General features: G+C 58.6%; 22 protein-coding genes. 4 read left to right on the forward strand and 18 right to left on the reverse strand.

The window, feature by feature from the left end:
* Window positions 1-3: 3 nt before the first annotated feature.
* The 3 genes from qseG to purL form a co-directional block, all read right to left on the reverse strand.
* Window positions 4-798 carry a two-component system QseEF-associated lipoprotein QseG gene (gene qseG, locus JK232_RS17135; RefSeq protein WP_072930213.1) on the reverse strand — a complete coding sequence of 265 codons (795 nt, stop codon included), beginning with the start codon at window positions 796-798 and terminating at the stop codon, window positions 4-6.
* 2 nt (window positions 799-800) lie between these two features.
* The gene (locus tag JK232_RS17140; protein WP_072930211.1) at window positions 801-2270 is read right to left on the reverse strand and encodes a sensor histidine kinase; all 1470 of its coding nucleotides are present in this window, start codon (window positions 2268-2270) and stop codon (window positions 801-803) included.
* An 815-nt stretch (window positions 2271-3085) separates the two neighbouring features.
* Window positions 3086-6979: a phosphoribosylformylglycinamidine synthase gene (purL, locus tag JK232_RS17145; RefSeq protein WP_212589443.1), complete on the reverse strand. Its 3894-nt coding sequence runs from the start codon at window positions 6977-6979 to the stop codon at window positions 3086-3088.
* Window positions 6980-7254: 275 nt separating this feature from the next.
* On the opposite strand from purL, the gene mltF reads away from it, so the two are divergent.
* Window positions 7255-8715 carry a membrane-bound lytic murein transglycosylase MltF gene (mltF, locus tag JK232_RS17150; RefSeq protein WP_072930208.1) on the forward strand — a complete coding sequence of 487 codons (1461 nt, stop codon included), beginning with the start codon at window positions 7255-7257 and terminating at the stop codon, window positions 8713-8715.
* Between the two features lie 12 nt (window positions 8716-8727).
* On the opposite strand, the gene tadA is transcribed toward mltF, so the two are convergent.
* From tadA to murQ, 4 genes are all read right to left on the reverse strand, one after another.
* The gene (tadA, locus tag JK232_RS17155) at window positions 8728-9234 is read right to left on the reverse strand and encodes a tRNA adenosine(34) deaminase TadA (protein WP_276327361.1); all 507 of its coding nucleotides are present in this window, start codon (window positions 9232-9234) and stop codon (window positions 8728-8730) included.
* Window positions 9235-9398: 164 nt separating this feature from the next.
* Window positions 9399-10037, reverse strand: coding sequence for a phosphatidylglycerophosphatase C (gene yfhb, locus JK232_RS17160; protein ID WP_072930206.1), 639 nt, complete (start codon window positions 10035-10037; stop codon window positions 9399-9401).
* Between the two features lie 3 nt (window positions 10038-10040).
* Window positions 10041-11402 (reverse strand): PTS transporter subunit EIIC, encoded by a 1362-nt coding sequence (locus JK232_RS17165; protein WP_101834572.1) that lies wholly within the window; start codon window positions 11400-11402, stop codon window positions 10041-10043.
* Between the two features lie 19 nt (window positions 11403-11421).
* Window positions 11422-12315, reverse strand: a complete 894-nt coding sequence (murQ, locus tag JK232_RS17170) for an N-acetylmuramic acid 6-phosphate etherase (protein WP_072930202.1) — start codon at window positions 12313-12315, stop codon at window positions 11422-11424.
* 161 nt (window positions 12316-12476) lie between these two features.
* Here murQ and JK232_RS17175 point away from each other — a divergent pair, with 161 nt between their 5' ends.
* Together JK232_RS17175 and JK232_RS17180 are read left to right on the forward strand one after the other, a co-directional pair.
* On the forward strand, window positions 12477-13325 hold the full coding sequence (locus JK232_RS17175) for a MurR/RpiR family transcriptional regulator (RefSeq protein ID WP_072930200.1): 849 nt from the start codon (window positions 12477-12479) through the stop codon (window positions 13323-13325).
* A gap of 84 nt (window positions 13326-13409) precedes the next feature.
* Complete coding sequence (locus JK232_RS17180; RefSeq protein ID WP_072930199.1) at window positions 13410-13664, forward strand: YfhL family 4Fe-4S dicluster ferredoxin; 255 nt, start codon at window positions 13410-13412, stop codon at window positions 13662-13664.
* A gap of 34 nt (window positions 13665-13698) precedes the next feature.
* Here JK232_RS17180 and acpS read toward each other — a convergent pair whose 3' ends face one another.
* The 7 genes from acpS to lepA all read right to left on the reverse strand — a co-directional run bounded on the left by acpS (window position 13699) and on the right by lepA (window position 20191).
* Window positions 13699-14079, reverse strand: a complete 381-nt coding sequence (gene acpS, locus JK232_RS17185) for a holo-ACP synthase (protein ID WP_101857717.1) — start codon at window positions 14077-14079, stop codon at window positions 13699-13701.
* Window positions 14079-14810, reverse strand: a complete 732-nt coding sequence (pdxJ, locus tag JK232_RS17190) for a pyridoxine 5'-phosphate synthase (RefSeq protein ID WP_072930196.1) — start codon at window positions 14808-14810, stop codon at window positions 14079-14081. Before pdxJ ends, acpS begins: the two co-directional genes overlap by 1 nt.
* 74 nt (window positions 14811-14884) lie before the next feature.
* Entirely contained in the window at window positions 14885-15622 is a 738-nt protein-coding gene (gene recO / locus JK232_RS17195; protein ID WP_072930195.1) for a DNA repair protein RecO, read from the reverse strand.
* A gap of 12 nt (window positions 15623-15634) precedes the next feature.
* On the reverse strand, window positions 15635-16540 hold the full coding sequence (gene era, locus JK232_RS17200; protein ID WP_101829062.1) for a GTPase Era: 906 nt from the start codon (window positions 16538-16540) through the stop codon (window positions 15635-15637).
* Window positions 16537-17217: a ribonuclease III gene (gene rnc, locus JK232_RS17205; protein ID WP_072930182.1), complete on the reverse strand. Its 681-nt coding sequence runs from the start codon at window positions 17215-17217 to the stop codon at window positions 16537-16539. Before rnc ends, era begins: the two co-directional genes overlap by 4 nt.
* Window positions 17218-17399: 182 nt before the next feature.
* Window positions 17400-18377: a signal peptidase I gene (gene lepB / locus JK232_RS17210; protein ID WP_072930181.1), complete on the reverse strand. Its 978-nt coding sequence runs from the start codon at window positions 18375-18377 to the stop codon at window positions 17400-17402.
* A 14-nt stretch (window positions 18378-18391) separates the two neighbouring features.
* A complete protein-coding gene (gene lepA, locus JK232_RS17215; protein WP_072930180.1) occupies window positions 18392-20191 on the reverse strand; it encodes a translation elongation factor 4 in 1800 nt (599 codons plus the stop codon).
* A gap of 566 nt (window positions 20192-20757) precedes the next feature.
* Between lepA and JK232_RS17220 the strand changes: the two genes are divergently transcribed.
* The gene (locus JK232_RS17220; RefSeq protein WP_072930179.1) at window positions 20758-21576 is read left to right on the forward strand and encodes a hypothetical protein; all 819 of its coding nucleotides are present in this window, start codon (window positions 20758-20760) and stop codon (window positions 21574-21576) included.
* A gap of 122 nt (window positions 21577-21698) precedes the next feature.
* Here the strand turns inward: JK232_RS17220 and rseC are convergent, their stop codons facing one another.
* The 4 genes from rseC to rpoE are packed head-to-tail and all read right to left on the reverse strand — an operon-like array spanning window position 21699 to window position 24386.
* The gene (gene rseC / locus JK232_RS17225) at window positions 21699-22166 is read right to left on the reverse strand and encodes a SoxR-reducing system protein RseC (protein WP_072930178.1); all 468 of its coding nucleotides are present in this window, start codon (window positions 22164-22166) and stop codon (window positions 21699-21701) included.
* 11 nt (window positions 22167-22177) lie between these two features.
* The gene (gene rseB, locus JK232_RS17230) at window positions 22178-23131 is read right to left on the reverse strand and encodes a sigma-E factor regulatory protein RseB (protein ID WP_072930177.1); all 954 of its coding nucleotides are present in this window, start codon (window positions 23129-23131) and stop codon (window positions 22178-22180) included.
* Window positions 23131-23781: an anti-sigma-E factor RseA gene (gene rseA, locus JK232_RS17235; protein ID WP_072930176.1), complete on the reverse strand. Its 651-nt coding sequence runs from the start codon at window positions 23779-23781 to the stop codon at window positions 23131-23133. Before rseA ends, rseB begins: the two co-directional genes overlap by 1 nt.
* A gap of 29 nt (window positions 23782-23810) precedes the next feature.
* Entirely contained in the window at window positions 23811-24386 is a 576-nt protein-coding gene (gene rpoE, locus JK232_RS17240) for an RNA polymerase sigma factor RpoE (protein ID WP_072930403.1), read from the reverse strand.
* Window positions 24387-24438 lie beyond the last annotated feature (52 nt).

Genomic DNA, 24438 nt, shown 5'->3' on the forward strand with positions numbered 1-24438 from the left:
TCCTTAAGGGTTGGCGGAGGTGGACGCCCGGCTGCCTTGCGCGGCGGGCGGCGTGTAGGTGTCATCCGGCTCAACCGGGCGGGCGCTGCCGCGGTTTTCGCCGCTTTCCGGCAACTCCCCCTGCAACTGCTTGCGCGAGGAGAGCTGGCGTTCGATATCGGTGAGGTTTTCCAGCTTTTGCCGGGTGTCATTGAGTTTGTTTTGCAGCAGCGCCTGCGTCTGGTGCAGCGCCGTCAACTGGCTGGCGGCGAGTTCCTGCGCGCGCTGCGCTTTGGCCCGGTCATCATTCAGCACAATCTCCAGATTCTGGCGCTCGCGCCACAGTTGCACCAGCGGCCGCAGCGAGCCGGGCATCTGTGCGCGGTGCTGGTTCACTTTTTCCAGCAGCAGACGGCGCTCACCGGGCGATGGCGCAGCGCTGGAGAGCAGGATCCCCTGCCGGAAGGCGTTCTCCCAGCCGGTCACGTCCATTGAGGTGCCGAGCTGGCGCGCCTGGACGGCACCCAGCCGGTCTGCGCAATCCATCGCACGCAACCAATAGAGCGGGTTCTCGGTGTACTCTTTCCCGTCCAGATCCCAGAGGGTGTCACAGGAGGCGACGCGGAAATCGATCACCTGCTTGTCCGGGATTTTTTCCGGCGTGGAGAGCGCGGCCCCCTGGCCGCCGCCCTGCATACAGCCCACCAGCAGTAACGGCATACCGGCCAGCGCTGCCAGCCGGGCGCGCCAGCCGTGGCGGATGGCCTGTGCCAGTCCGGCCCCCTGTCGTAACAGGGTGTGCAGTGAAAGCGTTATCATGGTTATTCATTCCCGGCGGTTAGAGGCAATTCAATGCGAAAGCAGACATCAGCATAGGCGACATTCACCAGCTGCAGATCACCCTGCATACGGCGGATACAGTCATGGGCGATGCTCAGCCCCAGCCCGCTGCCTTTGACAGCGCCTTTCCGCTGCTGGCTGCCCTGGAAAAACGGCTCAAAGACCATCGCTTTTTCCGCCTCGGCTATCGGTGTGCCGCTGTTGGCCACCTCAATCTGTACCCTGTTGCCCACCTGCTGGCTGCGGACCCAAATGGTACCGGATTCAGCCCCGTAGTGCACCGCATTGGAGTAGAGATTGTCCAGCGCGCGCATCAGCAGCGTCGGCTCGGCCCAGCACTCCGCCACATCCAGCTCAAGCCGGGTGGTGATCTGCTTGGCGCGGGCCGGCAGGCTGTGATCGGCCATGATCCGGTTGATCAGCGCCGCCAGTGCCACCCCCTCTTTCCCGGCCGGGCCGTCCGCCAGTTTGCGGTTGTAATCCAGCAGTTGTTCAATCAGCTTTTGCAGGTGCCGGCTGCTGTGGTCAAGGATCGCCACCACCTCCTGCTGGTCACGGGTCAGCGGCCCGGCGACTTCATCTGCCAGCAGCTCCGTGCCTTCGCGCATACTGGCCAGCGGCGTTTTCAGCTCATGGGAGATATGGCGCAGGAATTCATGCCGCTGTGACTCCAGCCAGGCCAGCCGTTCACTCAGCCAGATAATGCGCTGCGCCAGCGAACGGATCTCACGCGGGCCGCGGAAAGAGACGCTGTTGCCCAGCGCCCGCCCTTCGCCCAGCCGGTTGATCATCCGTTCCACGCCCTTGACCGGGCCGATGATCATGCGGGTAAACAGCACCACCAGCGCGACGCTGAGCAGGAACAGCAGCAGCGCCTGCCAGCCAAAGTACTGGCCGCGTTCGGCTATCGCGTGCTGGAGCTGCTGCCCGCGGGAGAAGATGATGTTGCGCGTGGCCTGCACCATTTCCGCATTGGCGCGGGAGAATTGCGCCAGCCCGTCAGCCGCCTGCGGGGCCGGGCTGCTCTCGCGGCACGTCATCACCGCCAGCTGGTTCAGCAGGGTGCGCAGCGTCTGGTAGTAGCGGGGGTCAGGTAAAATGGTGGCGTGGGTGCCGAGCATCTGCGCGTACTGTTTGCGCTGGTTCTGGTAGAGCCGTGCCAGTGTGGCGTCATCCAGCACACAATACTGGCGGTAACTGCGCTCCATCTCCAGCGCCACGCTGGTCATCGCCTCACTGCGGCGGGCATCGCTCAGCGTGGTGCGGTTGATGTCCGCCGCCTGGGCGCTGAGGTTGTCCAGGCTCTCATAGGCCTGGTAAGCCAGCACCAGCAGCGGCAGCAGCACCAGCAGGAACGCCATCAGCACCAGCTGGCGCAGCGAACGCGGGAACAGCCGCCCGCTTTTTATCGACAGCCTTTTGCGGGCAAAAAGGTGTTTGGTGAATCGCATGGGGTAACCGGCTCCTTGCTGAATCCGTGCGCATCACGGCCCGGCAGTATACCCCACCCCGCCGCCGCGCTGAAAAACAGGCAAAAAAAAGCACCGCCATCATGCGGTGCTCAAATCGGTGGGCGTCCTGCCCGGCCTTACGGAGTCCGCAGGCAAGGGGGTAAAACTCAGACTCTGATAGTAATTCGACCTATCATTACGCGGCGCTGGCCCCGTAACCGGAAAAGGTGGATGCCTGGTGACGTCCCCGGTGTGATGATGCCGGGCATTCATCAGAAGCGGGACGTGCGCATCCTTTTTTTACCTCGTCGGATGAATCCTTCATCGCCGGAGGTGGTCAGGTTGGTGCCTCACTCAACGTGTCGCCCTGCGGGTGATAGCGCCTTTCAGCGGTATCGGTGCGGTGGACGATAGGCACCTTGCTTTGGCGTCATTCGGGTCTTATGGAGCGCATAGTCCGCATCAGCGGGGCTGTCATAAGTAAGGTGAATGAGCAACTGAGCCTTAATAAGCACAATGTATGCCAACTTTTTATAAAATTCGTTAACTCATTAAATTTAAGAATAATTTTATATTGCGCGGTGATTATTTTATTTTTCTATACGGATAAACATTGGTTACTTCCTACTCTCCCTGTCGTTAAAACCCGACGCTTTAATCACATTGATTTATAGATTATTAAAATCAATAGGTTGCGTGTCGCTATTCAGAGACACCCAAAACCGGGTATGTCGCAATTTCCCGACACCCGGCCCTGCCATAAAAAAGGCGGCCCGGAGGCCGCCTGAGAATGGGCAGTAAAAACAGCCGTTAAATCAGCCCAACTGACGGCGGGCGTTACGGAACATCCGCATCCACGGGCTGTCTTCGCCCCAGTTGTCCGGGTGCCAGGAGTTGCTGACGGTACGGAACACGCGCTCCGGGTGCGGCATCATCACCGTGACGCGGCCGCTGGCGTTGGTTACTGCGGTAATGCCGTTAGGCGAGCCGTTCGGGTTCGCCGGGTAGGTTTCCGTCACGCTGCCGTTGTTGTCCACGTAACGCAGCGCCACCAGCCCGCGGTGCTCCAGCTCAGCCAGATGCGCCGCATCACGCACTTCCACGCGCCCTTCCCCGTGGGAAACGGCGATCGGCATCCGGGAACCGGCCATGCCCTGCATCATCAGGGACGGGCTGGCGGTGACTTCCACCAGGCTGAAGCGAGCCTCGAAGCGGTCTGACTGGTTGCGCACAAAGCGCGGCCAGTGTTCCGCCCCCGGGATCAGCTCTTTCAGGTTGGACATCATCTGGCAGCCGTTGCACACGCCCAGCGCCAGCGTCTGTGGCCGGTTGAAGAAGGCCTCAAACTCATCGCGCACCTGGTTGTTGAACAGCACCGATTTTGCCCAGCCTTCACCGGCGCCCAGCACATCACCATAGGAGAAGCCGCCACAGGCCACCAGCGTATGGAAGTCCTGCAAATTCCGGCGGCCTTCCAGCAGGTCGCTCATGTGCACATCCACTGCGTCGAACCCGGCACGGTGGAACGCGGCCGCCATCTCCACATGGGAGTTAACGCCCTGCTCGCGCAGTACTGCCACTTTCGGGCGCGCCTGCTTGATAATATAGGGGGCCGCCACATCTTCATCGATGGCAAAAGTCAGGTTGACGTTCAGGCCCGGATCGTTCTCCTGCTGCTTGGCCTGATGCTCCTGATCGGCGCACGCCGGGTTGTCCCGCAGGCGCTGCATCTGCCAGGTGGTTTCTGCCCACCAGGTACGCAGAGTGCGGCGGCTCTCGCTGTAAACGGTTTTGTCACCGCTGCGGATGACAACGCGATCGCCTTCCGTCACGCGACCCAGATAGTGAGTACACGCTTGCAGGCCATGCTGCGCCAGCACGGCTTCTACGGCCTCACGCTGGTCAGCGCTCACCTGAATCACTGCGCCGAGTTCTTCGTTGAACAGCGCCGCCAGGTGATCATCACCCAGCGCCCGGATATCCGCGTCCAGCCCGCAATGGCCGGCGAAGGCCATTTCTGCCAGCGTCACCAGCAGGCCGCCGTCACCGCGGTCGTGGTAGGCCAGCAGTTTTTCGTCGGCCACCAGCGCCTGCATGGCGTTGAAGAAACCGGCGAGCTGCTGGGCATCATGCACGTCAGCGGTCTGGTCACCCAATTGGCGGTAAACCTGCGCCAGTGCGGTCGCACCCAACGCGTTCCGGCCGTTGCCGAGGTCAACCAGCAGCAGCGCGCTGTCGCCTTTATCGGTACGCAGTTGCGGCGTCACGGTGCGGCGCACGTCTTCCACGCGGGCAAAAGCGGTGATCACCAGCGACAGCGGGGACGTCATCTCACGCTGTTCGGTACCGGCCTGCCAGCGGGTTTTCATCGACATGGAATCTTTGCCGACCGGGATGGTGATGCCCAGCGCCGGGCAGAGTTCTTCACCCACGGCGCGCACCGCGTCATACAAACCGGCGTCTTCGCCAGGGTGCCCGGCCGCGGACATCCAGTTGGCGGAGAGTTTCACCCGCTTCAGGCCGCCAATCTGCGTGGCCGCCAGGTTGGTCAACGCCTCGCCCACCGCCAGGCGTGCCGAGGCGGCAAAGTTCAGCAGCGCCACCGGCGCGCGCTCACCCAGTGACATCGCCTCACCGTGGTAGCTGTCGAGGCTGGCGGTGGTCACCGCGCAGTCTGCCACCGGGATCTGCCACGGGCCGACCATCTGGTCACGCGCGACCATGCCGGTCACGGTGCGGTCGCCAATGGTGATCAGGAAGGTTTTTTCCGCCACCGCCGGCAGGTGCAGTACGCGCTTCACGGCGTCCGCCAGCGTGATGCCCTCACGCTGCAACGGCGCACCGGCCGCCTGCTGGCGCGTCACATCACGCAGCATCTTCGGCGTTTTGCCCAGCAGCACATCCAGCGGCATGTCGATCGGCTGGTTGTCGAAATGGCGGTCATTCAGCGTCAGGTGGCGCTCCTCCGTCGCTTCGCCAATCACCGCATAGGGTGCACGTTCACGGCGGCAGATGGCGTCAAACTGCGCCAGCTGGGCCGGGTCAACCGCCAGTACATAGCGCTCCTGCGACTCATTACACCAGACTTCCAGCGGGCTCATGCCCGGCTCGTCATTCAGGATGTCACGCAGTTCAAAACGGCCGCCGCGGCCGCCGTCACTGACCAGCTCCGGCATGGCATTCGAGAGGCCGCCTGCGCCGACGTCATGGATAAACAGGATCGGGTTCGCTTCGCCCAGCTGCCAGCAGCGGTCAATCACCTCCTGGCAACGGCGCTCCATCTCCGGGTTGTCACGCTGTACTGATGCGAAATCGAGATCGGCATCAGACTGGCCGGAGGCCATTGATGAGGCTGCGCCGCCGCCAAGGCCGATATTCATGGCCGGGCCGCCGAGCACAATCAGTTTGGCACCGACGGTGATCTCGCCCTTCTGCACATGGTCGGCACGGATGTTACCGATGCCGCCCGCCAGCATGATCGGCTTGTGGTAGCCGCGCAGCTCCACGCCGTTATGGCTGTTGACCTGTTCTTCATAGGTACGGAAGTAGCCCAGCAGCGCCGGGCGGCCGAATTCGTTATTGAATGCCGCGCCGCCCAGCGGGCCATCGGTCATGATCTCCAGCGCAGTGACGATGCGCTCCGGCTTGCCGAAATCCTCTTCCCAGGGCTGTTCGAAGCCGGGAATGCGCAGGTTGGAGACCGAGAAGCCCACCAACCCGGCTTTGGGTTTCGCGCCGCGCCCGGTGGCACCCTCGTCACGGATTTCACCGCCGGAGCCGGTGGCCGCGCCCGGCCACGGGGAGATGGCGGTCGGGTGGTTGTGGGTTTCCACTTTCATCAGGATGTGCGCCTCTTCCTGATGGTAGTCATAGCGCCCGTCCTCTGCGTCAGCAAAGAAGCGCCCTACCTTCGAGCCTTCCATCACCGCGGCATTGTCTTTATAAGCAGACAGCACGTGATCCGGGGTTTTCTCAAAGGTGTTTTTGATCATTTTGAACAGCGATTTCGGCTGCGTTTCGCCATCAATCACCCAGTCGGCGTTGAAAATTTTATGGCGGCAGTGCTCGGAGTTTGCCTGGGCAAACATGTACAGCTCGATATCGGTCGGGTTGCGCCCGAGCGTGGTAAAGGCCTGTTGCAGGTAGTCGATCTCATCCTGCGCCAGCGCCAGCCCAAGGCGGAGGTTTGCCTGCTCCAGCGCGCCGCGCCCTTCACCCAGCACATCCACATGCTGAACCGGGGCGGGCTGATGGTGCGCAAACAGTGCCTGGGCCTGCTCCAGTTCGGTAAACACGGTTTCCATCATGCGGTCATGCAGCAACGCGGCCAGTGCCTGCCACTGATCGTCCGTCAGCGTGGGCGCTTCAATATAGAAGGCCAGGCCGCGCTCCAGGCGCGTGACCTGCATAAGGCCGCAGTTGTGGGCGATGTCGGTGGCTTTGGAAGACCAGGGGGAAATCGTACCAGGGCGTGGGGTCACCAGCAGCAGGCGGCCTTGCGGCGCATGTTCGGCGAGAGAGGGGCCATATTTCAGCAGGCGTTGCAGCTTGGTCTGTTCGTCAGCGCTGAGCGGCGCAGAGACGTCGGCGAAGTGTACATATTCAGCGTAAACCGCATCGACCGGCAGGCGGGCTTCCTGGCAACGGGATAACAGTTTGTTAATACGAAAAGCCGACAAAGCGGGCGAACCACGCAGTATTTCCATCATTTCAGTTCTCTCGTCTTCGAAGCCGCAGGCAAAAGGGCTTCATTGGGCGCAACAGGGGGAAAACGCCGGCCATTATAGAGAATCCCACCCGCATACGAAACCGTTTGCGTAGCGATTGTTGCGATTAACTGCACCGCCCTGCCTTTTGGCATAGGATGCCAATAAAGTTGCACGCTGACTTTTTGTTGAGCAAAATGCCCCGGCACAGTGATTTCAGCTCTATTTTGGCAACATTTTACACACGCAATCAACACGCGCCGCGACGAGACAACTATTTGAAGCGCATACAATTAAATTACCTTTTGGTCGGTGCGGTCGCCCTGCTGCTGGCGCTGGCCCTTTGGCCCGCCATACCCTGGCACAGCAACCAGAACGACCCGCTTGACCGCATCCTGTCGCGTGGCGAACTGCGCATCAGCACGCTTAATTCGCCGCTGACCTATTACACCTCCCAGACCGGGGCCGGTGGGCTGGACTACGAACTGGCCCAGCGTTTCGCTGCCTACCTGGGGGTGAAACTGGTGGTGACGCCGCGCCGCAGCATCGATGAACTGTTTGATGATCTGGACGACCAGCGGGCCGATCTGATCGCCGCCGGCTTGATTTATAACACCGAGCGGCTCGCCCGCTTCCGCGCCGGCCCCGCTTACTACTCTGTGTCGCAGCAGCTGGTTTACCGGCAGGGCAGCGTACGGCCGAAAAATATCGACGCGCTGAAAGGGCGGCTGGCGGTGGCCTCCGGCTCGGCCTATATCAGCACCCTGAAGCAGCTGAAAGAGGGCAAGCACCCGGATCTGGCGTGGGAATCCTCCAGCGATCTCTCCACCCGCGAGCTGCTGGAACAGGTCGCGGACGGTAAACTGGCATACAGCATCGGCGACTCGGTAACCATCGGGTTGCTGCAACGCATCCACCCACGGCTGGCGGTGGCGTTTGATATCACCGAAGAGGAACCGGTCACCTGGTATTTCCCGCGCGGCGGCAATGACAGCCTCTATGCGGCGATGCTCGATTTTTTCAGCCAGATGATGGAAGACGGCTCGCTGGCGCGGCTGGAGGAGAAATACCTCGGCCATGTCGGCAGCTTTGATTATGTGGATACGCGGACGTTCCTGGCCGCCATTGACAGCACCCTGCCCAGCCTGAAACCGCTGTTTGAGAAGTATGCGCGCCAGATTGACTGGCGGTTACTGGCGGTGATCGCCTATCAGGAGTCGCACTGGGACCCCACCGCCACCTCCCCCACCGGGGTGCGCGGCCTGATGATGCTGACCCGCGCCACCGCCGCCGGGCTGGGCGTGGATGACCGGCTGGACTCCGAGCAGAGCATTCAGGGCGGCGCGCTCTACCTTGAGCGGCTGATGGCGAAAGTGCCGGACACCATCCCGCCGGATGAGCGCATCTGGTTTGCGCTGGCGGCGTACAATATGGGCTACGGCCATATGCTGGATGCGCGCAAACTCACCAAAGCGCAGCAGGGTAACCCGGACAGCTGGGTGGATGTAAAACAGCGGTTGCCGATGCTGAGCCAGCGCCGCTATTACACGCAGACCACCTACGGCTACGCGCGCGGCCAGGAAGCGTACAACTACGTGGAGAATATCCGCCGCTATCAGGCCAGCCTGGTCGGCTATCTGGAAGAGCGCGAGAAAAAAGCCGCCCAACAGGCGGCCCTTGATGCGGAATATGCGACAGCGTACCCGGCCGTGCCGGCCGCCGTGGCGCTGGCCCCTTAACCGCAGGGAGACTCAGTGGCCGCCTGCGGCTTTGGCGGCCTGTTTCAGTGCTTTCTGCTGCGCGCGGCGCAGGCGGAAGAAGTCACTCAGCATCGCTGAACAGGCGTCAGCCAGCACGCCGGATTCAATCGCCACCTGATGGTTCATGCCGGGGTGGCGCAACACATCCAGCAATGAGCCGGCCGCCCCGGTTTTACGATCGTCTGCGCCGTACACCAGCCGCCCGATCCGGCTGTGCACCATCGCCCCGGCGCACATCACACACGGCTCCAGGGTGACATACAGCGTGGCCTCCAGCAGGCGGTAATTCTGCATCACCTGCCCGCCCTGGCGCAGGGCCATGATCTCCGCATGGGCGGTAGGATCGTGGCGGCCAATCGGCCGGTTCCAACCCTCGCCAATCGGCTGGTTATCCAGCACCAGCACGGCACCGACCGGCACTTCCCCTTCATCCTGCGCGCGTTGCGCCAGCGTCAATGCGTGCCGCATCCAAAATTCATGGTTAATATCCTGCGTCACCTTGACCTCTCATTCATTTGCCGCGCGCATTATACACGGCAGACGATCGCATTCTAGCTTATCTATCGGCCCCGGCCCGGCTCTGTGGCGCACGCAATAAAAAAGGGCGGAAATTCCGCCCTGAGAGTCCCTGGCTGCCGGTTTGCCACGCCGGCGTGCTGCCGTTACTCGAGCTGTTGCAGCTCCCCTTCTTTGCTGACGCGGAAACGGTGCTCACAGAAAAACAGCAGCGGGTTATCCTGCTTGCTGTCACTGTACCCGCTGTAGAGTTTCAGCGGGGTGCCCAGGCGCTGTTCAAGCTCCACCACTTTCTGCATCCCGAGGCAGCGCAACGGCAATACCCAGCCCCCATTACGGCGCGCCATCCGGCTGCCGACCAGCCGCACACGCGGCAGGAATTCGGAGCCGCTGTAAACCTGCTCCACCAGCCGTTGCGGCGATCCGGTAATCAGCCAGACTTCGGCATTGTGCTTGTCGAGATACTCGTTCAGGCGCATCTGTACCACCGGGAAAGCGGTCACAATGCTGCGGAACCAGGTGACAAAACGCAATTCCAGGTCGCGCAGGTGCGCCTCGCTGTGGCCAAAGGTGATGGCCCACAGCAGCAGGCTCATCGGCCAGCGGGTCGCCCGGCCGCCGATCAGCAGGCCAAGCCCAATCACCGGTAACAACGGCACCACCAGCACCAGATTTTGCGGCATCCGCCACAGCAGGAAACGTAAAAAACTGCCGAACATGTCCTGCTGATGCAGCGTTCCATCCAAATCAAAAAACACTACCCGCCGGGCTTGTTCCGCGCTCAAAAGTTACTCCTCAGGATCGGTGAATCCTAATATCCAGGTGAAAATAAATCCTGCCAGTACCGTGATCAAACAACCCATCAGATAAAACATCACTTTACCGGCAATAATGGTCAGGGCCAGCGGCAATCCTGAGATGCCGAAAGTAATGACCGTAGCCACTTTCCAGTAACTTATCAAGGCACCGCCCACTGCCCCGCCCAGGCACGCACCCAGAAACGGTTTGCCCAGCGGCAGGGTCACACCAAAAATCAGCGGCTCGCCAATACCCAGGATGCCCACCGGCAGCGCGCCTTTAATCACTTTCTTCAGCCGCGCGTTGCGTGTCCTCAACAATACCGCGAGGGCGGCCCCCACCTGCCCGACACCGGCCATCGCCAGAATCGGCAACAGGGGATTGTTACCGTGCGCCTGTACCATCTCCACATGGATCGGCACCAGCCCCTGATGCAACCCGGAGAGCACCAGCGGCAGGAAAAAGCCGGACAACAGCGCACCGACCAGCAGCCCGCCCTGCTCCAGCGCCACATTCACGCCCAGTACAATGGCATCAGAGATATATCCGCCCAGCGGCTGCACTATAAGGATAGCCAAGCTTGCGGTGATCAACGTGGTCAGCAGCGGATTGACTATCAGTTCCACCGATTCCGGCAGCCAGGCGCGTAACCGGCGTTCCACCCAGCACATCAGCGCCACCACCAGCAATACGGCAATCACCCCGCCGCGCCCTGGTTGCAACGGCTCGCCAAACAGCACAATTTGCGCCAGGGCCGGGCTGGTTAAAATCCCGGCCATCACCCCGCCCATCGCCAGCGAGCCGCCAAAGACCCGCGCCGCGTTCACCCCCACCAGGATATTCATGATGGCGAACACCGCACTGCCGAAAATGCCCAGTAACCCCAGCACATTCGGGTAATGCACCGCAAACTCACCGGCAATGTCCGGCCGTTTCAGCAGGTTGATGATGCCGGTAATCAGGCCGGAGGCGATAAACGCCGGGATCAGCGGGATAAACACCGCCGCCAGTTTTTTCAGCGCCTCACTCATCGGTGCCGCGTATCTGGCTTTCGCGGCAGCCTTGTTGCGTGCTATCTCATCCTGCGCGGTGGCCGGCCTTTCTGACAGCAGGCTGCGCATACAATCCACCACTTTGGCCGCCGCGCCGGGGCCAACGATGAACTGATGCTGTTCACCCTGCTTGATGTAACCCTTTATCCCGTCCAGGTTGCGCAGCTCGGCCAGCATCAGTTGCTGTTCATCTTTGACTTCAACGCGCACCCGCGTCATGCAGTTTTCCAGCTTGCTGATGTTCGCTTCGCCGCCGATACCCGCCAGGAGTTCGGTCGCTAAGGCTGTGGTTTTGTCCATTTTTCCACCTCATCTGGTGTCAGCCCGCGATCGCCGCGCGCAAATAGCCGTTATGGTGTGCCAGCCGCCGGCAGGCTTCGTCCGCGCTGACCTCAGCCAGGATCATCAGGATGGCCGGCTTCACCTCAAAACCGGTCTGCTGCAACGCCTGTTCCGCCTCGTGACGTGCAGCACCGGTGGCCTCCACCACAATGCGGCAGGCGCGATCCACCAGCTTTTCGTTGGTGGCTTTCACGTCCACCATCAGGTTCTGGTAAACCTTGCCGGTTTTGACCATGGCGCCGGTGGAGATCATATTCAGCACCAGCTTTTGTGCCGTGCCGGACTTGAGCCGGGTTGACCCGGTCAGTGCCTCCGGGCCCACCACCGGGCTGATGGCCACCTGCGCCTCATGGGCAATGGGCGAGTCCGGGTTACAGGAGATCGCGACCGTGGCGCAACCGGCTTCGCGTGCATGGCGCAATGCGCCGATCACATACGGGGTACGGCCCGACGCCGCCAGCCCCACCACCAGATCATGCGGGGCCAGCGCGATGGCCTGAAGATCCTCTGCGCCCAGCGTCAGGCTGTCTTCCGCGCCCTCCACGGCTTTCAGCAATGCGCCCGGGCCCCCGGCGATAAGCCCCACCACCACCCCATGATCCACACCAAACGTGGGCGGGCACTCTGACGCATCCAGCACGCCCAGCCGCCCGCTGGTGCCGGCACCGAGATAGATAATGCGCCCCCCGGCACGCAGCGCCGCTGCGGCCAGATCAACCGCCTCCGCCACCTGCGGCAGCACCTGGGCAATGGCGTCCGGCACTTTGTGGTCTTCACGATTGAAGGCGGTGACCATCTCCAGCGTGGTCATCTCATCCAGCCGCAGGGTGTCGGGGTTACGGGTTTCAGAAATCAGTGAGCCTAGGTTCATAACGTTGCCTTTGAATATTTAATTCATGAAAGATAAATTATCATTGAATATTTTATTCTTTAACACGAGCAGAATTTGCTACTTTATTTGTCAGGCGATCAAAACCGTGATCGGCGGCGCGCTTGCCCGTGCTTCTGTTGCCCCTTTGCAGGAATGAATTTATGAGCAGCTTTTTACGTATTCGTCAGATTTATCATTCGCTGGCGCAGAATGACCGCAAACTGGCTGATTTTCTATTGTCACACACGGAAAGCGCCCGTCATCTCAGCTCCCAACAACTGGCGCAGCAGGCCGGGGTTAGCCAGTCGAGCGTGGTGAAATTTGCCCAGAAGCTCGGTTACCGGGGTTTTCCGGCACTGAAGCTGGCCCTGAGCGAAAGCCTGGCCTCCGCCGGGGATCAGGCGGCGGTGACGGTGCATAACCAGATCCTCAGCACGGACAGCCTGAAAATTGTGGGCGAGAAATTACTGGCAGAAAAGCAGGCGGCTTTACGCGCCACGCTGGACATCAACAGCGAGGAGCGGCTCCAGCAGGCCTTGAACATGCTGGCTGCGGCGCGACGGGTGTTACTGGTGGGCATCGGCGCATCGGGGCTGGCGGCGAAAGATCTGGCCTATAAACTGCTGAAGATTGGGGTGCTGGCCAGTGCAGAATCTGACACCCATGTGCAACTGGCGACCGCCCAGGCATTGACGGCAGATGACCTGCTGCTGGCTATCTCATTCAGCGGTGAGCGGCGTGAAATTAATCTGGCGGCAGAGGTGGCGCGGCAAGCCGGGGCGAAGGTGTTGGCGCTGACCAGTTTCTCCCCCAATGGGCTGCAACAGCGCGCCGACCATAGCCTCTACACCGTCGCAGAACGCCCGGCCACCCGGGGCGCAGCCATCTCCGCCAGCACCGCGCAATATGCGCTGACCGATCTGCTGTTTATGGCGCTGATCCAGCACGATGCCGATCATGCGTCGTCCCATATCCGCCACAGCGAAGCGCTAATGAAAAAGCTGATTTGACCGGGATCAGGCCGGCGTGGCTTAGCTCAGCAAGATTCAGGCGTTCTGGTATACTCCGCCTCCCGTTTTAATGAAGAGACCACCATGGCCCTGCTGATCACCAAAAAATGCATCAACTGCGACATGTGCGAGCCGGAATGCCCGAATCAGGCCATTTCAATGGGAAAGGCTATCTACGAGATTGACCCGGCGCGCTGCACCGAGTGCGTCGGCCATTATGACGCCCCCACCTGTCAACAGGTCTGCCCGATCGACAAAACTATCCTGATCGATCCGCAGCACACCGAAACCCGCGAGCAGTTGTGGGACAAATATGTTGAACTGCATCTGGTAAGCTGACCCACCCGATGCAGTGTTGTGCCAAAGGCCGGTGTTACCCTTCCACAATCACGGTGGCACAGGCGTAGCGGCGTTCATCCGCCAGGGTGACATGAATTGACGTGACGCCCATTTCGGCAGCAATCTCGGCCGCACGTGCATGCAGTACCAGCCCGGGCTTGCCGAGCGCATTATTGACCACTTCAAACTGCTCAAACGCCAGCCCCTGACGGATGCCGGTGCCAAGCGCCTTGGCGGCCGCCTCTTTCACTGCAAAGCGTTTGGCCAGAAACCGCACCGGTTGCTGGTGTTGCTGGTAGAGCGCCCACTCATTGTCACAGAGGATGCGCCTGGCCAGCCGGTCACCATTGCGTTCCACCACGGCTTCAATGCGTGATATTTCTACGATATCGGTACCCAGCCCCAGAATAGCCATCAGCGGCGGGCATCCAGCATCAGGGTTTTCATATCCCGCACTGCGTCTGCCAGACCGCTTATTACCGCCCGGCCAATAATGGCATGGCCGATATTCAGCTCGTGCATCTCAGCAATGGCGGCAACCGGCTGTACGTTGTGGTAAGTCAGGCCGTGGCCGGCATTCACGTAAAGCCCTTTGCCCGCGGCATAAGCAGCAGCACGTTTGATGCGCTCCAGCTCGGCCAGTTGCGCCTGCGGTGACGCCGCTTCGGCATAAGCCCCGGTATGAATTTCGATATACGGCGCGCCCACGGCTACGGCAGCGTCAATCTGGCGCAGATCGGCATCAATAAACAGCGAAACCAGAATGCCTGCCTGATTCAGGCGCTCAACGGCAACGCCCATTTTGTCAATTTGCCCGGCCACATCCAGGCCGCCTTCGGTGGTCACTTCCTGGCGCTTTTCCGGCACCAGGCAGCAGAAATGCGGCGTCAGATCGCAGGCAATGCCAAGCATCTCATCCGTTACGGCCATCTCCAGATTCATCCGCGTCTGGATAGTCTGCCGCAGAATACGCACGTCGCGATCGGTGATGTGACGGCGATCCTCACGCAGGTGCACGGTAATACCGTCTGCGCCCGCCTGCTCTGAGACAAACGCCGCCTGTACCGGATCGGGGTAATTTGTGCCGCGCGCATTACGCACCGTGGCGATGTGGTCAATATTGACACCAAGCAATAAGTCAGCCATGACAGTCCTCGGAAAAAGGTGGGGGTGCAGGCAGTTTACACTGCCGATGCGGTGAGGGGTAATCGGAGGAGAGGTCAGTCAGCGGAATCGAGGGGTTTTTCGGACGGCGCTTTTACACTGAACTGGCGGAACAGTTCCCGGCTTTTCAGCGGCTTACCGCCAAGATAAGGCTTCAGCGCCATCCGGGTAAACCGTTTGGCCGCGCGCAGGGCATCGCTGTCCGGAAACTCGCGCTCTGCCAGCGCTTTGAGCTGGCGGCCGGTGAAGCTGTGGTTATCAATGACCAGGCTGGCGATAAAACCTTTCTCTTCGCGGTAGCGGTAAGTCATCTCATCGGTGACCTGCTCGCCGCTGCCGGCGCAGTGCAGAAAATCCACGCCATAGCCCAGGTGCGCCAGCAGAGCCAGTTCAAAACGGCGCAGCGCCTGTTCCGGTGAGCCCTGCCCGGCCGCCAGTAACTGAATGCAGGAGAGGTAATCAAAGAACAGGGAGGCGCAGTCTGTTTCCGGCTCCAGCACGCGTGCCAGCAACTCGTTAACGTATAGACCGCTGTAGAGCATCATTCCGCTGAGCGGCAGAGAGAGTGACACCGGTTCGGCATTGCGCAGGGTTTTTACTTCCCCGCGCCCGCCCCAACGCACTAACAACGGGGTAAAAGGCTGCAGCGCCCCTTTCAGGGTGGAACGGCGGCTGCGTGCGCCTTTTGCCAGCACCCGCACCCGCCCATGCCCTTCCGTGAACAAATCCAGCATCAGGCTGGTTTCACTGTAGGGCCGCCCATGTAATACAAATGCCCGCTGCCAGCCTTCCATCGGCATTGCGCCTTAGAGGTCGTCTACGTAACCCAGGCTGCGCAGCGCACGTTCGTCGTCTGCCCAACCGGATTTCACTTTTACCCAGAGTTCAAGGTGCACTTTGGCCTCGAACATCTCTTCCATGTCCTGACGTGCTTCAATGCCGATGGTTTTGATCTTGGCCCCTTTGTTCCCGATCACCATCTTCTTCTGGCCTTCACGCTCCACCAGAATCAGCCCGTTGACGTCATACCCGCCGCGTTCATTGGACGCAAAGCGCTCAATCTCCACGGTGACCGAGTAAGGCAGCTCTTCGCCCAGGAAACGCATCAGTTTTTCACGGATGATTTCAGAGGCCATAAAGCGCTGTGAACGGTCAGTGATGTAATCTTCCGGGAAGTGGTGAACCGCTTCCGGCAGGCGCTTGCGCACGATGCTGGCGATGGTGTCCACATTGGTGCCTTTCTCTGCGGAGATTGGCACCACATCGAGGAAGTTCATCTGCTCGCTCAGGAACTGGATATGCGGCAGCAGTTTGCTTTTGTCTGCCACGTTATCCACTTTGTTGATCGCCAGCACAACCGGGGCTTTCAGGTCACGCAATTTGTTGACCACCATCTCATCGTCCGGCGTCCAGTGCGTGCCTTCCACCACAAAGATCACCAGCTCCACGTCACCGATGGAACTGCTGGCTGCGCGGTTCATCAAACGGTTGATGGCACGCTTCTCTTCGATGTGCAGTCCTGGGGTATCGACATAGATCGCCTGATAAGGGCCTTCAGTGTGAATGCCCATAATACGGTGGCGGGTTGTCTGCGGCTTACGTGAGGTGATGGAGATTTTTTGCCCCAACAACTGATTCAGCAGCGTCGATTTGCCTACGTTCGGTCGCCCGACGATGGCGGCAAATCCGCAATATGTTTTCTCTTCGCTCATTCAAGCTCCAGCTTTTTCAGCGCTTGTTCCGCTGCCGCCTGTTCGGCTTTACGGCGGCTTGAGCCGGTGCCAACCACCGGTTCACTCAACCCGCTGACCTGGCAGTGGATAGTAAATTCTTGATCGTGCGCCTCACCGCGAACCTGTACGACCAGATAAGAAGGCAACGGCAGATGGCGACCTTGCAAAAACTCCTGTAAGCGGGTTTTTGGGTCTTTCTGCTTGTCACCGGGACTGATTTCATCCAACCGGCTCTGATACCAGTTAAGAATCAAACGTTCGACGTTCTGGATATCGCTATCTAAAAACACGCCACCAATCAGGGCTTCTACCGTGTCCGCGAGAATAGATTCGCGGCGGAAACCACCACTTTTCAATTCACCAGGGCCCAGGCGCAAACATTCGCCAAGATCAAATTCACGCGCCATTTCTGCCAGCGTATTGCCGCGTACCAGCGTGGCACGCATACGGCTCATATCGCCTTCATCCACTTTGGGAAAACGGTGATAAAGCGCATTGGCAATGACAAAACTGAGAATAGAGTCACCCAAAAACTCTAACCGTTCGTTATGTTTGCTGCTGGCGCTGCGATGAGTCAGTGCTTGCAGCAAGAGCTCCTGCTGTTGAAAAGTGTAGCCCAGCTTTCGCTGTAGCCTGTTTATTACGATGGGGTTCATGAGTTACCAATAGATCAAGAATGCGTCAAAAACTTCAGCATACGGAACAGGCCTGCTTCGCCCAAAGCCAATCCAAAGCTGTTTCGTTTGCAGTGGCTCCTCTGGGATGAGGAGCCAACTTTTATCGCTCAAGGGGTTATTCTACAACGAGTCGCGACATAATGCTGCGTTTATGGGCCGGATTAATGGATTCCACCAATACGGCTGAAGCGTACACCGGTCGGCCATTCGCCTTCCTGCTTCTCAAAACTCATCCAGATAGCGGTGGCTTTGCCTACCAGGTTCTTCTCAGGCACAAAGCCCCAGTAGCGGCTGTCGGCACTGTTATCCCGGTTGTCGCCCATCATGAAATAGTGCCCGGCCGGTACCACCCAGACGCCCAGCGGCTGCCCAGGTTGCTGGTAGTACATCCCCAGCTGATCCTGTGCGCCCGGTACATCCAGAATATTGTGCGTGACGCCCCCCAGGTTCTCCTGACGGTCGCGCAGGCGGATGCCGCCATCCGGCACGGTATCGCTCTGCGGCACATCATAGAACCCGCTGGAGGCCTCGCTGCCGGCGCTGTGACCAAAGGTCTGCACCAGGTTGCTCGGCACGGCCTGGGTGTAGGTCACAGCCAGGGCTTTATCGCAATTGCTGTCACTGTTGCAGGCCGGTTGCACCGTTACGCGCTTGCTGACCGGGTCATAACTGACGCGGTCGCCCGGCAGGCCAACCACCCGTTTGATGTAGTCAACCCGCGTGTCGCGCGGGTATTTAAACACCACAATGTCACCACGTTTTGGGTGGCCGGTCGGGATAAGCGTCGTCTGGGTGATCGGGTCTTTCAGGCCGTAAGCGAATTTCTCCACCACGATGAAATCCCCAATCAGCAGCGTTGGCATCATCGACCCTGACGGGATCTGGAACGGCTCAAAAATAAAGGAGCGCACCACAAACACGATGAATAATACCGGAAACACCGAGGCGCAGGTTTCCACCCAACCCGGTTGCTTCGCGACACTGTTCAGGGTTGCGCTGTCGAGATTACCCGCTGTCTGAGCGTTAATGGCGGCCGCTTTTTTCCGGCGGGCCGGCGCCCAGACAACGCGGTCAAGACACCAGATAATCCCTGTGAGCAGGGTTGCAACAAACAACCCCAGCGCAAACATGTTAGCCATGCTGACTCCTTAATTTATTTGCTGTCTTTACCAACATGCAGAATGGCCAGGAACGCTTCCTGCGGCAACTCAACGTTACCCACCTGCTTCATGCGCTTTTTACCTTCTTTCTGCTTCTGCAGCAGTTTTTTCTTACGGCTGACGTCACCGCCGTAACATTTTGCCAGAACGTTTTTGCGCAATTGTTTCACGGTGGAACGGGCAATGATGTGGTTACCGATGGCAGCCTGAATCGCGATGTCAAACTGCTGACGCGGGATCAGTTCGCGCATCTTCTCAACCAGCTCACGGCCGCGGTACTGGGCGTTATCGCGGTGGGTAATCAACGCCAGCGCGTCCACGCGCTCACTGTTGATCAGCACGTCAACCCGCACCATGTCGGACGCCTGGAAGTGTTTGAAGTTGTAATCCAGTGATGCATAACCCCGTGAGGTGGATTTCAGGCGGTCGAAGAAATCGAGCACCACTTCCGCCATCGGGATTTCATACGTCAATGCAACCTGGTTACCGTGGTAAACCATGTTGGTTTGCACACCGCGTTTTTCAACACAGAGCGTAATCACGTTGCCCAGGTACTCCTGCGGCATCAGCATGTGGCACTCAGCGATCGGCTCACGCAGTTCGGCAATGTTGTTCAGCGCCGGCAGTTTGGAAGGGCTGTCAACATACACGATTTCACCGGAGGTGGTTTCCACCTCGTAAACCACGGTCGGGGCCGTGGTGATCAGGTCCAGGTCGTATTCACGCTCCAGACGCTCCTGAATGATCTCCATGTGCAGCAAGCCCAGGAAGCCACAGCGGAAGCCGAAGCCCAGCGCGGTAGAGCTTTCCGGCTCATAGAACAGCGAGGCGTCGTTCAGGCTCAGTTTGCCGAGCGCATCACGGAACGCTTCGTAGTCATCAGAACTGATCGGGAACAGGCCGGCGTAAACCTGTGGTTTCACCTTTTTGAAGCCCGGCAGCGCTTTCTCTGCCGGTTGGCGGGTCAGCGTCAGGGTATCGCCTACCGGTGCGCCCAGAATGTCTTTGATGGCGCAGACCAGCCAGCCTACTTCCCCGCAGCTCAGGGAGTCACGATCCACCTGTTTCGGGGTAAAGATGCCCAGACGGTCAGCGTTATAAGACTGGCCGGTGCTCATTACTTTCACCTTGTCGCCTTTGCGCAGGGTGCCGTTTTTGATACGGATCAGTGACACAACGCCGAGGTAGTTGTCGAACCAGGAGTCGATGATCAGCGCCTGCAACGGTGCATCCGGGTCGCCTTGTGGCTGGGGAATGTCGCGCACCAGGCGCTCCAGCACGTCCGGTACGCCTACGCCGGTTTTGGCAGAGCAGCGTACGGCATCCGTGGCGTCGATGCCGACGATATCTTCGATCTCCTGCGCAGCGCGATCGGGATCGGCGGCCGGCAGGTCAATCTTGTTCAGAACCGGCACCACTTCCAGATCCATTTCGATCGCGGTGTAGCAGTTGGCGAGGGTCTGTGCCTCAACGCCCTGCCCGGCATCTACCACCAGCAGTGCCCCTTCACAGGCTGCCAGCGAGCGGGAAACCTCATACGAGAAGTCAACGTGCCCCGGCGTATCGATGAAGTTGAGCTGGTAGGTCTGGCCGTCCTGCGCTTTATAGTCCAGCGTCACGCTCTGCGCTTTGATGGTAATGCCGCGCTCACGTTCCAGATCCATGGAATCCAGGACCTGCGCCGCCATTTCACGATCGGAGAGCCCGCCGCAAATCTGGATAATACGGTCGGACAGCGTCGACTTACCGTGGTCAATATGGGCAATAATGGAGAAATTTCGTATATGCTTCATTATAAAAGTTTTTCTGCCTTGGTATTTCTGAATCGCTCGCCTATGGGGACACGCATGGACAAGAAGCGACGGTGAGTTGATTGGCTCTCTTACGCCTGAGTCGCAGCATTCTACATGCCGGGCCTGTGAAAGCCTAGTCATCCGCCATGCTATCGCTTAATTATGGATATCATCGCGCAAAAGTGGCGGCAAAGAGGGAAATAAGATGTGAGGAGGTGCGACAAACCGCGACAGGTAAGTAAAATTGTTTTGCGCACTGCCCGGCGTGCGCCCTTTGCCGCCTTACCCCGCTATTTTTCCCTAAAATAACTAAGGGAAATAACGAAAATATAATGTTTCATATTATTGGGTATGCTGCGCCCGGCTTTCCCCCCTCCTTTTTATTTCACCTTGAGTCACGCCTTTTCGTGCGCCCGCCTGCCTTTAGGATAATGCTCATTTACACCTTTCCTCTCAGTAGACTAGATAGTGTATTCGCCAGTAGAGCGTAAACAATAATGATTCTAAAAGTGGCTTTAGAGATATTTTAGTTTTTTCATATTATTCAGGTTACAAGGATACCCGTTATGATCGAGGAAGGACGGTTACTCAGCCGCCATGGTTTCACCAAAACCAACTCGTGGATAACCATTGTCATTTCTGCGCTGCTGATGTTGGCGGGGGCGGTGCTGTTTCTGTTTTTACTCACGGCTGAACGCGCAGAAGATGATCGGGTACAATTCACGCTGTTGGCCGGTATGGCCTGTATCGTGCTGGGCATTACATTAATGTTCCTGCGTCATTTAATTAAACCCAAACAAATCTACCAGCTGCATGAGAATGGTATTCTGGTTATTAATCAGCATGACCAAAAGGATCACTTTATTCCTTTTGAGAAAATCTGTGATATTTACCGTTACCGCAGTGGTAACTATACCGGGAAATTAATCAATGCCCTGGCATTCCGCACAGATATATACAGTGCCTGGAATAAGATTTCCCCGAATGTGGCCGGTTCAGCGCGCCTGATTGAAGTGATTATCAACCAGCAGTTGATCCATCGCGGCCCGGCAGCCCTGACCATGTTGGCCAATGATGGGCATGTGAGCTTTTTCTATCTCTGCCCCAGCCGCAGCCTGCTGAAACGGGTCTTGTCACGCAATTTTTGGATGATGAAAGAGAAGCAATTACGGCTGAGCGCCCTGTCGCTGAGCACAGAGGATCAGATGATCCCGATCGATGAAGTTCATCATATTGTTTCCGGCGGCCCCGGCGAGCCGATTGAATTACTGGATGCCCAGGATCGGGTACTGTTCTCGATTCCCTATATGTCGCTGTTCAGTGCCGATCTGTTTATTGCGTTAATCGAGCATATGATTCAAAGCCGGATCCCGATTCGCACATAACAGGTGGAGTGAGGCGGCTCACAGGACGAGCTGCCGGCGGCAACAGGCGTGAACTACAGGAAAGGTCATTACGCGCTACCGTGTTGCAGCGCGTCACGCTTTTTTAGGCAGGGAAAAGGCTATCAGGAAAGGTCGCTTTGCATACGGAACGCCGTAGGCGGCAGGCCAATCTGCAAGACCACCGGCTGGTAGTCATGCTCTTCTGCACTCTGTTTAGCCAGGAAACGTGCAGTGATAAAACCCGCGGCCCCGCCAGCCACCGCGCCCAACAGGGCAAAGAGATCGCTGTTAAGCCACATCTGCATTGCCCCGCCGCCCAGCAACAGCCCCGCCAGCGGTGTCATATACACCAGCAACGCCGAACGCAGCAAACTGCCTTCAGTAATGCCTAATTCCACTTTCTGGCCGGGTTCCAGCGGCTGGTCAATATTTACCTGCAAGTGATGGGTAGGCTGCGGCCCCAGCTTATTCAACGTCCGGGTGCCGCAACCGGTACGTGCATTGCAACTGCCGCACCCGGCCTGAGGGTCACACTGCAGCAGTGCAACGCCCTTTTCCCACGAAATGACGGTGGCCCATTCTTTCATCATAATGAATTACCTTATTGCGACCCGGTCAGAACAATGCTGTCAGCAATGCGCTTTGCTGTAGAGGGCGGCAGTTCGCCGACCACGGTAATCTCCCGGCCGTCACGGATTTCAGTGTGTACCGTGCGCCGCCCCTGCCGGACAAACTGCTCAGACGTCGGGCTGCCGGACGTGCTGATGTTGACAGAGAAACTGAACAACCCATCAGAGTAAAGCCGGGATTCTATCGGAAGCGGCAGATTTGGCAATGTGCGGCGGCTGCGTGAGACTTCCGTGACCCCGACCGGCAGCCATTTCGGCGCCCAACTGAAATTCACTTTGTCGGTGGCCGGAATAGAGAGCAACGGGGGCAACTGCGCTTTTTGCAGGCCGGCCAGCGCTTCCTCTACCTGATCGCTGGCAACAAAGGAGATCACCCGGAACTGCTCCAAAGTCTCCCCATCCCGATCCAGCAGATCGGCCCGCAGCGGCAGTTTGGTTTCTTCATCGATCCAGACGATATAGCTGTAACGTGTGCCGTCACGCGCCACAATGCGGATAACCTCACTGGGCCGATCGGAGATGCGGGCGCGGCCTACCGGGATAAAGTCATAGTATTTTGCAAGCTGCCCGTAATCAGAAAACGCCAGGGCCGGTAATGCATCAACAATGTGATCGCCGGTCAGGGTAAAAGGCTCCAGCCCCGCCTCAAAATAGCTGATCTCATTGCCTCGCTGCAAAATCTCGCGGCGTGGGCCGTCCATCTGCAACAACTGGGCAAACGACTCTTTGCCCAGCTTTACATGGCGATAGCGTGAGGAATCTATTCCCTGCTTGCTGATGCTGATAAAGGCGATTTCATAATCGAGGGTCTGGCTGGCGCTGTTCATCTGTTGCAACAACGCCCCGGACGCAGTCTGCGCCGGGGCGATGGTAGGATAAATCAGGCTGCCTGTCAGCACACTCACGGCAAACCAAAATTGCTTCATTACTGCGATTGCATTCCTAATGACTGATTACCGGGTACCTGAACAGCGGCCTGCTGCGGACTCGTGGAGTCCAGCTGAAGCTGATCAGAATGCAAACGGCGCTGCAACTCATAATCCTGCAAAATCGCGTTAATACGTTTGCGCTGCTCCTGAAGTTGCTGCTGACCCCCGTTCGCCGTGGTGTTATCACTCGGCACACCGAAGCTGACCTGAGAGGCTTTTCCGCCCATCATCGGCAAGGTGTTGAACACCGGCGTTTCAGGTGAGCTGCTGCCTTCAGGCTGGTTGTAGTGCTGAACACCCACGATCACGGCCAGCGAGACACAGGCAGCAACACCTACCTGGGTAAGCTGACTGGCCCACGGGCGGACTTTATGCCAGAACGGCATCTTCTGCCAGGTGTGCGGCTGCGGCTGGGCGTCCGGAATCGCGTTCGGAACCAGGCGGGCCGGTTCTTTCTCAATCGCGGCGGCCACCTGGGCAGCGATGTCCAGATGCATCACCTCACCGACATCGCCCCGCATCGTGTCACGGATCAGATGATAGCTCTGCCAGCGGTCCTGAAGCGCTTTGTCGTTTGATAACGCGTTCAACAACTCGGAATCAAGCGCTTCACCATCCATCAGAGCGGAAAGCTGTTCTTTCTGCATGCCTTAGTACCCTTCCTGTGCCCGCTGTACTAACGCTGAATCAGCGGTTGGACTTTATTATCAATAGCTTCCCGAGCGCGGAAGATGCGGGATCGCACCGTGCCTACCGGGCACTCCATAATAGCCGCTATCTCTTCATAGCTCAGGCCATCCAGTTCCCGCAAGGTTATCGCCATGCGGAGATCTTCAGGGAGTGATTCAATAGTGCGGAAAACTATCTGTCGTAACTCCTCAGACAACATTAAATTCTCAGGGTTCGAAATTTCTTTCAATGCGCCTGCACTTTCAAAGTTTTCTGCATCGTTGGCATCAACGTCGCTGGCCGGTGGCCGGCGCCCTTGTGCGACCAGATAATTTTTAGCCGTGTTTACGGCAATACGGTATAACCAGGTGTAAAACGCACTGTCTCCCCGGAAGGACTCCAGCGCACGGTATGCTTTAATAAAAGATTCTTGTACCACATCCGGCACATCGCCCTGGGGTACATAGCGGGAAACGAGACTCGCCACTTTATGCTGGTAACGGATCACCAGTAAATTGAACGATTTTTGATCTCCCTTCTGGACCCGCTCAACCAGAACCTGATCCGTAAACTGCTCGCTCATCCGAGGTAAATTCTCCCCAAACCTGTTTCCACGCATAAAATTGTACTGCCAG

The sequence above is a fragment of the Nissabacter archeti genome (assembly GCF_018257325.1).
GTDB lineage: Bacteria > Pseudomonadota > Gammaproteobacteria > Enterobacterales > Enterobacteriaceae > Chimaeribacter > Chimaeribacter arupi.